The sequence below is a fragment of the Vibrio sp. 10N.261.46.E11 genome, from assembly GCF_041472735.1.
In the GTDB taxonomy this organism is placed as follows: domain Bacteria; phylum Pseudomonadota; class Gammaproteobacteria; order Enterobacterales; family Vibrionaceae; genus Vibrio.
Window position 1 is genome coordinate 59,886 of the sequence record NZ_JBFRQW010000022.1, and the last position, 11,042, is coordinate 70,927.

8 protein-coding genes and 3 tRNA genes are annotated in these 11,042 nt (G+C 44.2%); 1 reads left to right on the plus strand and 10 read right to left on the minus strand.

The window, feature by feature from the left end:
* The 7 genes from hflK to tsaE all read right to left on the minus strand — a co-directional run bounded on the left by hflK (window position 1) and on the right by tsaE (window position 8,610).
* The gene (gene hflK / locus AB4407_RS07995; protein WP_372120117.1) at window positions 1–1,203 is read right to left on the minus strand and encodes an FtsH protease activity modulator HflK; all 1,203 of its coding nucleotides are present in this window, start codon (window positions 1,201–1,203) and stop codon (window positions 1–3) included.
* A gap of 27 nt (window positions 1,204–1,230) precedes the next feature.
* The gene (hflX, locus tag AB4407_RS08000) at window positions 1,231–2,538 is read right to left on the minus strand and encodes a ribosome rescue GTPase HflX (RefSeq protein WP_009847881.1); all 1,308 of its coding nucleotides are present in this window, start codon (window positions 2,536–2,538) and stop codon (window positions 1,231–1,233) included.
* 44 nt (window positions 2,539–2,582) lie between these two features.
* Entirely contained in the window at window positions 2,583–2,846 is a 264-nt protein-coding gene (gene hfq / locus AB4407_RS08005; protein WP_017059927.1) for an RNA chaperone Hfq, read from the minus strand.
* A gap of 193 nt (window positions 2,847–3,039) precedes the next feature.
* Window positions 3,040–3,972 carry a tRNA (adenosine(37)-N6)-dimethylallyltransferase MiaA gene (gene miaA / locus AB4407_RS08010; protein ID WP_372120119.1) on the minus strand — a complete coding sequence of 311 codons (933 nt, stop codon included), beginning with the start codon at window positions 3,970–3,972 and terminating at the stop codon, window positions 3,040–3,042.
* A 167-nt stretch (window positions 3,973–4,139) separates the two neighbouring features.
* Window positions 4,140–6,347, minus strand: a complete 2,208-nt coding sequence (gene mutL / locus AB4407_RS08015) for a DNA mismatch repair endonuclease MutL (protein WP_372120121.1) — start codon at window positions 6,345–6,347, stop codon at window positions 4,140–4,142.
* An 89-nt stretch (window positions 6,348–6,436) separates the two neighbouring features.
* Complete coding sequence (locus AB4407_RS08020; RefSeq protein WP_372120123.1) at window positions 6,437–8,152, minus strand: N-acetylmuramoyl-L-alanine amidase; 1,716 nt, start codon at window positions 8,150–8,152, stop codon at window positions 6,437–6,439.
* A complete protein-coding gene (gene tsaE, locus AB4407_RS08025; RefSeq protein WP_004735870.1) occupies window positions 8,146–8,610 on the minus strand; it encodes a tRNA (adenosine(37)-N6)-threonylcarbamoyltransferase complex ATPase subunit type 1 TsaE in 465 nt (154 codons plus the stop codon). Before tsaE ends, AB4407_RS08020 begins: the two co-directional genes overlap by 7 nt.
* A 240-nt stretch (window positions 8,611–8,850) precedes the next feature.
* Between tsaE and queG the strand changes: the two genes are divergently transcribed.
* Complete coding sequence (queG, locus tag AB4407_RS08030) at window positions 8,851–9,993, plus strand: tRNA epoxyqueuosine(34) reductase QueG (protein ID WP_372120125.1); 1,143 nt, start codon at window positions 8,851–8,853, stop codon at window positions 9,991–9,993.
* Between the two features lie 612 nt (window positions 9,994–10,605).
* Here queG and AB4407_RS08035 read toward each other — a convergent pair.
* From AB4407_RS08035 to AB4407_RS08045, 3 genes are all read right to left on the minus strand, one after another.
* Window positions 10,606–10,681: transfer RNA gene (locus AB4407_RS08035), tRNA-Gly, on the minus strand.
* Window positions 10,682–10,740: 59 nt separating this feature from the next.
* Window positions 10,741–10,817: transfer RNA gene (locus tag AB4407_RS08040), tRNA-Met, on the minus strand.
* Window positions 10,818–10,897: 80 nt separating this feature from the next.
* Window positions 10,898–10,973, minus strand: a tRNA-Gly gene (locus AB4407_RS08045).
* Between the last annotated feature and the right edge of the window lie 69 nt (window positions 10,974–11,042).

Here is an 11,042-nt window from a genome sequence, read left to right on the forward strand (position 1 = left end):
TTAGTATCTCCCTTGGCGTGAACTGTCTGAACGAGTTTGAGTGCTAGACTTTGGATCCGCTTGAGTTTCTAACTCAATTTGATCGTAAGCTGATGATGCTTTTGCAGGGCGAGTGCCCGACTGAGAACCACCTTGTGCGCCTAGCTTATCAATTGGTAGGTATAGCAAATTACCGCTTGATTCTGAATCAATCAGGACTTTCGATGTGCTTGAGTACACTTTTTCCATTGTATCTAGGTACATACGGTTACGTGTTACTTCAGGAGCTGCTTGGTATTCAGGTAGCAGTTTCTCGAACTGAGCCACTTGACCTAGAGCACCATTAACTGTGCGCTCTGAGTAACCCACCGCTTCTTTCTTCAAACGCTCAGCACGACCTGTTGCTTTGGGAAGAATGTCATTTCGGTAAGCTTCAGCTTCACGCTCGAAACGCTCTTCATCCTCACGAGCCGCGATAGCATCATCAAATGCATCTTTCACTTGCTCAGGTGGACGTGCTGACTGGAAGTTCACGTCAACAATCAGAATACCCATGTCGTAGCTATCAATAATACGGTTCAACGTTTCTTGAGTGCTTTGACGAATCTGCTGACGACCACTTGTCAAGATACTATCCATTAGTGAGTCACCAATTACCGCACGAAGCGCAGAATCGGTTGCTTGGCGTAAACTGTCGTCTGCATTCGTTACACGATACAAGTATTTGTATGGGTCAGAAACACGGTATTGAACACCCATTTCAACGGTCACAACGTTTTCATCTTTCGTTAGCATGGTGCCAGCAGCACGTAGAGAACGAATCGCTTGAACGTTTACCAGTTGCTCATCTTTGATTTCATCGATAAAGCGTGGGTGCCAGTTAAGACCAGGTTCCTCGATACGGTCGAACTGACCCAGTCGAAGTACTACTGCTCTTTCTGCTTCGCCAACGGTATAGAAACCAGCGAAGAACCAGATAGCAATCGCAATGACAGCAATGACACCAAAGCCAATCGCACCGCCACCACCAATAGATGGCCCGTTACCGTTGCCACCTTTTTTACCAAACTTGCCACCTAACTTTTGACTTAGTTTACTAAACACTTCGTCTAAGTCTGGCGGTCCTTGATCTCGGCCGCCGCGATTATTGTTCTTACCCCAAGGGTCGTTATCGCGGCCGTTATTATCGCCGTTGTTGTTATTTCCAGGCTCATTCCACGCCATTAGAAAGCTCCATCATTTGATATGACGTTATACTGTAGCAGTCTCTTTGGTAACGATAAAGCCACCTAAGAGCGCCCCTTCTCTTTTTTCAAGTTTAGACCAATCTATTTGTTGCATTCGGATATCTATCAACAAGTTACCATTTTCATCATACTCTTCTTGTTGAATACATTTCATCTCAAAGAATAAGCTGCGAATACGGCCCTGATGTTGATGTGGAATACACAACCGGAATTGAACCATCTGGCTAGCTAAACGCTCAGTTAAAGCTTCAAACAGCAGTTCAATACCTTCTCCTTCCATTGCAGAAACCCAAACAGCGCGAGGTGCGCCCTCTTCGTCTCTTTCAATTCGAGGTTTTTGGTCTTCCATGCAGTCAATTTTGTTCATGACTACAAGGGTTGGCACTTCATGAGCATCGATTTCTTCTAATACTTCATGAACAGCCTGAATGTTCTCACGAAAACGGTCATCACTGGCATCAACAACATGTAACAAAATGTCAGCTTCCTGCGTCTCTTGTAATGTTGCCTTGAACGCAGCGACCAAGTCGTGTGGTAGATGACGGATAAAACCTACGGTATCTGCGAGAATTGCAGGACCGACATCTGCCAAATCAATCTTACGTAGTGTTGGGTCTAAGGTTGCAAACAGTTGGTCTGCCGCATAAACACCCGCACTTGTGATGCGATTGAAAAGTGTTGATTTCCCTGCGTTGGTATAACCAACCAAAGAAATTGTTGGGATTTCAGCTCGATTACGAGCACGTCGTCCTTGTTCACGCTGCTTAGCGACTTTCGCTAAACGACGCAGTATTGCCTTTATACGGTCACGCAACAAACGTCGATCGGTTTCCAGTTGAGTTTCACCTGGACCACGAAGACCAATACCACCTTTCTGCCTTTCAAGGTGAGTCCAACCACGAATCAATCGGGTAGAGATATGACGAAGTTGAGCGAGCTCAACTTGTAGCTTACCTTCATGAGTTCGCGCACGTTGTGCAAAGATATCTAAGATCAAACCCGTGCGATCAATCACACGACATTTACACAATTGCTCGAGGTTTCGCTCTTGGGCAGGAGATAGGGAGTGGTTAAAAATCACAATTTCAGCACCGGTTAGCTGAACAGCTTGTGCGATTTCTAGGGCTTTACCTTCTCCAACGTAGTATTTAGGGAGTGGGGATTGTCGGCTACCAGTAATCACTTGTAGCGTTTCTACCCCCGCTGAGGAGACCAGCATTTCACATTCACTTAGGTCTTCCCACTCTCCCTCTTGCGTGAAGTTGATATGAACAAGTACGGCTCGCTCGCCGGATTCATAACGGTCAAACAAGCAACCAACTCCTTATTACAGCGTAAGCTGTATCAATTGAACGATTAATCTTCAGTCTTCTCTGGACGATCAGATGGCGTGCGTTGCTCGCCGCTGTGGTGACTAACTGCACGTGCAGGTACCACAGTAGAAATCGCATGCTTGTAAACCATTTGGTTTACTGTGTTCTTCAATAAGATCACGAATTGATCGAAAGACTCGATCTGACCTTGCAGCTTAATGCCGTTGACAAGATAGATAGAGACTGGAATGCGCTCACGACGGAGTGCATTTAGGAATGGGTCTTGTAGCGATTGCCCCTTAGCCATTTTATTTTCCTTATTTGTATTTTGTTGTAATTATTTAGCTAGTGGTGCACAAAAAGGTGCGGCCTTTGCATCTGAGCTAAATGAATAAAAAAACTCCGTTGTTATTGAAAGGCTGTGATTTTTTAAAAGCCTCAATAACGGATCCTTTCCAGAGTATATTCACGCAAAAGCGATCACATTATACACAGCAATACTAATCAGATGCTATTGCATCTGAAAGAGTTTCTAACGCTTGATCAATGTTTTCGCTATCTAACCAAGTTAAATCATCCCAACTGCGCAACCAGGTGATTTGTCGCTTGGCCAACTGACGGGTTGCACAAACACCACGGAAAACCGCTTCGTCTAAATCACAATTACCGTCTAAATAATCCCACATCTGCCTATAACCAACGCATCGGATCGATGGCAGTTCAGGATGAAGATCTTCTCTGGCGTGCAACGCCTTCATTTCCTCTTCAAATCCTGCTTCTATCATCTTCTCGAAACGCAGCTCAATGCGGAGATGGAGTTCTTTCCTTTCCTTGGGAGCTATTGCAAATTGTTTTACACGAAATGGCAGGCTGTCGCCTTTCGTTTGAGTTAGCTCTGTTAATGTTTTACCCGAAATTCGGTAAACTTCCAATGCCCTTGAAAGCCTTTGTGGATCATTTGGGTGTATTCTTTCAGCGGATACGGGATCTATCTCTCTTAATTGATCGTGCAATGCCTGCCAACCTTGTTCGATAGATTCCGCTTCAATCTGCTTACGAATCTCTTGATCCGCTGCGGGTAATGGCGATAAACCTTCCAACAATGCTTTGTAGTAAAGCATTGTGCCACCAACAAGTAGCGGGATTTTACCTTCCGCTACAATATTATTCATTTCACTGATCGCATCACGACGAAAGTCAGCCGCAGAATACGCTTCGCTTGGATCGAGAATATCAATCAAGCGATGAGGCGCGAGCGCGAGCTCTCCTGCATCCGGCTTAGCAGTACCAATATCCATCTCTTTGTAGATTAGCGCCGAATCGACACTGATGATCTCTACCGGGTATTTCTGACGCAAGCGGATAGCTAAATCTGTTTTTCCTGATGCCGTTGGGCCCATTAAAAACAACGCTAAAGGTAATTTTTCAGTCATGATATTTTGTATTTATTTCTCTGTTAGAGCACTTAATTAAAAGGCTTCATGTCGCGATACACTTGTTTACTAAGAAAAGCCTCATCGCAACAGTTAAATCGTAAACAGCCGAAGCCGTAAATAAGCTTAATTTATCTAAAACTCAGCTGTGAAAATTCACCTACAAACTAAGCCATAAAAGCAGCGATGGTTGCAGAAAAGTCGATAGGATTAACAAACTCTGGATCATCTAATGGAAGTAGACCATGCCAAAGTTGTTCAAGTTCCCCAACTAGTTGAACCGCTTCAGATAAAGTGTAGTCGTTTTTTACTTGTGCTGTCTGAATCCCGATCCAGTTAACCAGTAATGGTAACGTATCGCTAGAAAAGCTATGGCCTTGAGTTTCCGAGGCCTGAGCGTTTATTGAAGCCGCGTAAGATAACAGATCTGGGATCAAAATTTGTAAGTTTTGCTGCCTCAAAGGAGAAGGCACTCCCATCACCATTATCGCTTCGTTATTCCTAGCTTTAAGCTCGATACCAAGCACAGACAGTATTGGACTTAGCGCCTTAGCGACATCGACTAAATCAGCGCCTAATTTGATGGATAAAGGCACTAATAATGGTTGGCTCTTTAACGCGCCATCACGCGTATCAAGCTGGCCAACAACACGCAATAACTCAGCCTTAGCCAAAGAAACCAACACACTGCCGTTCTTATTACCCATCACCAAATATTGGCGTTCCACTACCGAGACTGCTTTGCCTAAGTCCGTCACAGGTGCTCTTGGCTTTAAATGAACAGAGTTCTGTTGAGCAGGCTTAGCTTCTTTATTTTCTATGCTGTCTATATTTTCTAAGTTGTCTCTGGTTTCTACTGGTGCCACATGCTCGAGAGGTGAGGATGGTTCTACAACTTGGTCATCAAAATCTGGCGTTTTCAGAAGCTCTTTATAGGCCTTCACTTCTCGCTTAGATGGAGCAGGCTCACCATGATGTTGGTGCGGCTCTTTTTCTTTTTTAGGTTCAGGTCGAGACTCTATCCACTCTTGGCGAGGCGAGCCTGTAAAACTGGTTTCGCGATCCGACGAGCCTCTGCTAGACGATGAACCTCGGTTAGCTGGTGAGCTATAACGCTGCCCACCATCATTAACGCTGTGCTGAGGGTTATCATAAACCTGTTCAGATTCGGCTTTTCTTGGGTAGGCTGGCGTTTGCTCAATAGCATATCTTTCACTATCAGATACTTGAGGTTGTTCTGAACTGCTCGGCATTATGCTTTCAGGCTCTGAGAAACTGGCAATCTCTCCGATACCCGGATTCGAGCTACCTTGCTGATGATGCATCACTTCTGACTGATGAAACGCAGACTGCTTGATCGGTGCTGCATCAATTTGTTTGCTTTGGGCTAAGCCATCACTCAAGGCTTGGTAGATAAAGTCGTGTACAAGGCGGGCTTGATGAAAACGCACTTCATGTTTTGCAGGATGAACATTCACGTCCACCTGATGTGGGTCTAGCTCAATGAACAACACATACGTCGCGAATTGGTCGGGGCGCAAGCTAGTTTCGTAGCTTTGACGAATCGCATGATTGATCAGCTTGTCACGCATCATACGACCATTCACATAACAGTATTGCAGATCGCTTTGTTGTCTTGCTCCTTCAGGCGTGGTGATCCAGCCATGAAGTTTTAAGCCTTGATGCTCAAGTTCGATCTTAAGCATATGGCGAACAAAAGGATTGCCACATACTGCTGCGATGCGCTTTTCGGCTTGAACTTGTGTTTTTGCAGCGCGGTACTGACGAATCATTTTACCGTTATGACGAAGGTTAATCGTCACATCAAAACGGCTCAATGCAATGCGTTTAAGCAGCTCATCGATATGCGTGAATTCAGTTTTCTCGGTGCGTAAGAATTTACGTCGTGCCGGAGTATTGAAGAACAGATCCAATACCTCAACCGAGGTGCCAATGGGATGCGCTGCCGGCTGCAGTTTCACCTGCATATCACGACCTTCACTATGTGCAGCCCAAGCTTGATCCTGAGTCGTAGGACGTGAAGTCATAGTTAGGCGGGCAACAGAGCTAATACTCGCCAGTGCTTCACCTCGGAAACCTAGGCTGACGATCGCTTCAAGGTCATCAAGAGTATGAATTTTAGAGGTAGCATGACGGCTTAATGCCAAGGCAAGCTCATCTTTAACAATGCCCTTGCCGTTGTCACGAACACGGATCATCTTAGCGCCACCTTTCTCGATATCGATATCGATACGTGTCGCACCAGAATCCAAACTGTTCTCAACCAACTCTTTCACAACAGAAGCAGGTCTTTCTACCACTTCACCCGCTGCGATTTGGTTAGCTAGCCGAGCTGGCAGTATTTTGATCGTCATATGTATAGCTACCTTACTGCCATTTATAGAAGCACTTCTCGCGTTTGAGATTGCTTCTATGTTCTAAACATTACTTCAACATTAGCCAACTATTTGTGCGGAATAATCAGCACTTGGCCAATGGCCAACTCATCGGAACGTAGTTTGTTTGCTTGACGGATACTGTTGACGCTCACACCATATTTCGAAGCAATCTTGCCAAGATAATCGCCTCTTGCGACTTTATGTTTACGTAGAGGTATATCTTTTACTTCAACCGTAATACGTAACTTTTGGCCTACTCTCACGGTTTCTGATTTCAAGCGGTTCTCACGTTTAATGCTTGCTACCGATACTTTGTAACGGCTAGCTATCTTGCCTAAGTACTCTCCAGACTTAACCGTGTGTGTCACCGTTTTACTGCTTGTTGTGGTAGCCGCTTGTGAACCCGAGCTTGGAATTTTTAGAATTTGCCCTACCGCTAAGCTCGTCGACTTCAAACCATTCAACTTCACTAATGCTTGTGTAGACGTGCCGTACCTCTTCGCAATCACAGACAATGATTCACCACGCTGTACTTTGTGCTGACTGGTAGAGTTAGAAGATGCCGCCGCGTTAGAAATAACAATCCCTTCTGGTGGATTCGCTTTCAAATATTTAACGACCGCTTTGGTCACAGCTCGCGCAAGTTTGTCTTGATGCGAACGTTGGAAAAGAAGCTTCTCTTCAGTCGGATTCGAAATAAAGCCCGTTTCTACAAGTACCGATGGAATTTGTGGTGAACGTAACACTGCCAAGCTGGTGTTAATTGGCTTACTGTTATGCAGTTTTGCGACCTTACCCATTTCAGAGAGAATAGTCGTTGCCAGTTTATAGCCCTCTTTTTGAGAGTGGCTAAACTGCAAATCAAGCAGGGTTTGGTTGACGTTTTTATCTGCAATATTGCCAGTAAACGCAGCACCGCTGCCGCCCAGCAATTCTGACTGCTTCTCTTTGTTCTCAATCCAACGGGAAATCTCAGTATTTGCCCGTCGAGTATTCAACACGAATACCGAACCACCTCTTGGTTGAGGCGTCGTAAAGGCATCGGCGTGAATAGAGATCAAGAGGTGTGCTTCGTTCTCACGAGCAATTGCAACACGTCTGTTCAGGTTTACAAAGTAATCAGCATTACGTGTTAAACGCGTTTTGATTCCCGGAACTGCATTCAACTGCGCAGCGATCTTTTTCGAAATACTAAGAGTCGCATTCTTCTCATATTTACGAGATGGGCCAATGGAACCAGGATCTTCACCACCGTGGCCTGGGTCAATCACAATCAGAACATCACGCTGACGCTTAACTTGATTGAGGTTCTTACTCACTGTTGGCTTACTCGGCGTTGATGTTGCTTTGCCTTTACTTGCCGCACCATGAGGCAAATCGATCACCAAGCGATGTCCGTACTGACCACCAGGAGTCGGACTGAGTTTAAACAACTCTGCTTTAGACGACTTCTTTAACTCAAAAACCAAGCGATAGGTGTTTTTGTCTGGCGGAGAGCTTTTACGAATCTTAGATAGAACGGGGCTGTCTTTCACCACGACCGGTAACTTAGTTGCAAGGTTGGTCTTTTTTAAATCAACAACCAAGCGACTCGGGCTACTCAGGGTGAAATAGCTGAAATCCGCTTCTGATTTTAAATCGATAACCACACGAGTTTCTTCTGGAGAAGGCCAAACCCTTAAACTCTTTAGTGAGTTTGCAGAAACAAGTGAAGAAAACAATATAGAAAAAACAGCAGCCAACATAGCTACTGCTGAAATAAGGCGTCTAGAAATCAACATAACTCCAACTGACTAAGTAAGCGCTGTCCGTATTCACTGTTAGCGGTTAAAGAAACAATGCGGTGATCGTCTTGGTAACGAATATCAATATCCAAATCGGCTTCTGGTAGCATTCCATAACCTTTCTCTGGCCATTCAACCAAACAGATAGCATCTGGCGTGAAGTAGTCACGAATCCCCATAAACTCTAATTCTTCAGGATCGGCTAGGCGATAAAGATCAAAATGGTACACCTGCCAATCGGCAAGTTGATAAGGTTCAACTAGAGTATACGTTGGGCTCTTTACATTTCCTTGATGGCCAAGTGCTTTTACAAAACCACGACTGAAGGTCGTTTTACCTGCGCCAAGATCACCATGCAGATAAATAGTTGTCTGCTGTGAGCAAAGATTAGAAAGCTCCGTTCCTAATTGAATCGTTGCTTGTTCATCTTTCAAAGTAAATTGTTTCGTGCTCATGAATACGTTCTCTAAAAATCGATCGTTGACTATATAAAAATCAAAAGAACAAGAATAGTAAACCGTGATGCTTTTGGGAGACAAGCACTCAAGTGTAAGTTCTATGAAAAATACTGATCAAAACACGTCTGTTCTGGTCAATACCACTAAGATCCGTTAAGATCCGCCCCCATTTTTGCCGAACCTAATTTTAATTAGCCTTATCTCTAATTGTAAAACAGAGAAAATAAGAATTAAGCCATGAATCTAGACCATCTTGCTGAAAAAATTAAAATCTGGGGAAAAGAGCTCGGCTTTCAAAAAGTTGGCATCTGCGATGTTGATTTAAGTGAACATGAAGCCCCTCTTCAAGCATGGCTAGATGCTGGCAACCACGGCGAAATGGATTGGATGGCTCGACATGGGATGATGCGTGCTCGTCCCAATGAACTTCACCCAGGCACCATTCGAGTGATCAGCGCTCGAATGAATTACTTACCACCAGAAGCTCAATTTGCTTCTAACCTAAGCGATACCACTCAAGGTTATATCAGCCGCTATTCTTTAGGCCGCGATTATCACAAGTTGTTCCGTAACCAGTTGAAAAAACTGGGACAAAGAATCGAGAAGGAAGTCGAAGGTTTAGACTCACGTCCTTTCGTCGACTCAGCGCCCATTTTGGAACGACCGCTCGCTCAAAAAGCAGGGTTGGGCTGGACAGGTAAACACTCATTAATTCTTGATAAAGACGCTGGCTCTTGGTTCTTCCTAGGAGAATTGTTAGTTAACATACCTCTTCCAACAGATGAACCCAGTGTCGATGAGTGCGGCAAATGCACCGCATGTATCACCTCTTGTCCAACGGGCGCCATTATTGCTGATGGCGTAGTGGATGCTCGAAAATGTATCTCGTACTTAACCATTGAATATGATGGCGTGATCCCGGAAGAATTTAGAGACGCGATAGGAAATCGTATCTACGGTTGCGATGATTGCCAATTAGTTTGCCCGTGGAACCGCCATGCCGAACTCACTGAGCAAACAGACTTCCACCGCAGAGAAGACTTCCGAGAGGCAGACCTTGTTTCACTTTCAAGTTGGGACGAAGCTACCTTCCTAAAGAAGATGGAAGGCTCAGCGATAAGACGTATTGGACATACCCAATGGTTACGCAACATTTTCGTCGCGATGGGCAATGCACCATTTCAACAACGTATTGTTGAAACTCTGGAATCTCATAGAGGAGAAAGTGACTTACTGGACGTTCACATTGAATGGGCTTTGCAAAAACAACTACAGCAATTACCCAACTCAAATAACGAGCAAAAAAGTAACAGCAAAATCGTTACTAAAAAACACAGGTTGATACGTATTGTTGAGAAAGGTCTTCCAAGAGACGCCTAGCCCCCTTCGGCATCAACGATTGGCAGGTCAATCCACACCAACAGCCCACCATGCATAACAACTAGTTGCACATAATTCTCGAACAATGTTTGATCTTGTTCTCAATTCTAACAATGTGGAAAAAATTCAGAACTCTCGCAAACTTCCGACATCCACGTAAAGTTAAACACAGTACCGATAAATGATTAAGATCAAAAAACAACAAGTTAACGATCTTTTATCAAATTCAAGGTAAGCATTCAACCTGATAAAAAACAATGAGTTACGATCGGAACAATTCAGCTAATATACTGAAAACAAGAAAGATCTTTTAGAGAAATGTAAAGAATTAGGTCTGAAATAACTTTATCAACCAAGTTATCCACACTTGATACTTTGTGGATAAGTCTGTTTATAGATATGAAAAACCTCAAGTATCTGCTTCAGAGACCTGATGTTTACTAGCATTCTTGTTGCTAACAAAAATTTAAGACAAAAAAATACCCACCATAATGGAGGATTATTTGCTTTTTGGGGGGATTATGCTTCGCAGCATTAAAGAAAGAGCGTGACCGGTAAGGTCGTCTTTAAACACTGTGGCTTAAAGAGTTTTGTTTACCATGAAAAGTAAACTGGAGCGATACATCGGGTTCGAACCGATGACCTCAACCTTGGCAAGGTTGCGCTCTACCAACTGAGCTAGTATCGCATAAGCTAACCGTTCATCTTTTCTGCTAAGAAGCATCAAATCAACGTTCAACTGTAATGTGGTTGCGGGAGCCGGATTTGAACCGACGACCTTCGGGTTATGAGCCCGACGAGCTACCAAACTGCTCCATCCCGCGTCCGGATGCATCAATTAAGTTGATGAATCTTGTCTCTAAAAAGAGACTCTCTAGGAATTTACTTCCTAAAAATATAAAGCTGGAGCGATACATCGGGTTCGAACCGATGACCTCAACCTTGGCAAGGTTGCGCTCTACCAACTGAGCTAGTATCGCATAAGCTAACCGTTAACCTTTTCTGCTAAGAAGCATCAAATCAACGTTTAACTGTAATGTGGTTGCGGG

Excerpts from the sequence above, each read along its gene's own strand:
- hfq (WP_017059927.1), bottom strand. The coding sequence starts at position 2,846 with ATGGCTAAGGGGCAATCGCTACAAGACCCATTCCTAAATGCACTCCGT.
- tsaE (WP_004735870.1), bottom strand. The coding sequence starts at position 8,610 with ATGAGCACGAAACAATTTACTTTGAAAGATGAACAAGCAACGATTCAA.
- hflK (WP_372120117.1), bottom strand. The coding sequence starts at position 1,203 with ATGGCGTGGAATGAGCCTGGAAATAACAACAACGGCGATAATAACGGC.
- queG (WP_372120125.1), top strand. The coding sequence starts at position 8,851 with ATGAATCTAGACCATCTTGCTGAAAAAATTAAAATCTGGGGAAAAGAG.
- mutL (WP_372120121.1), bottom strand. The coding sequence starts at position 6,347 with ATGACGATCAAAATACTGCCAGCTCGGCTAGCTAACCAAATCGCAGCG.
- miaA (WP_372120119.1), bottom strand. The coding sequence starts at position 3,972 with ATGACTGAAAAATTACCTTTAGCGTTGTTTTTAATGGGCCCAACGGCA.
- AB4407_RS08020 (WP_372120123.1), bottom strand. The coding sequence starts at position 8,152 with ATGTTGATTTCTAGACGCCTTATTTCAGCAGTAGCTATGTTGGCTGCT.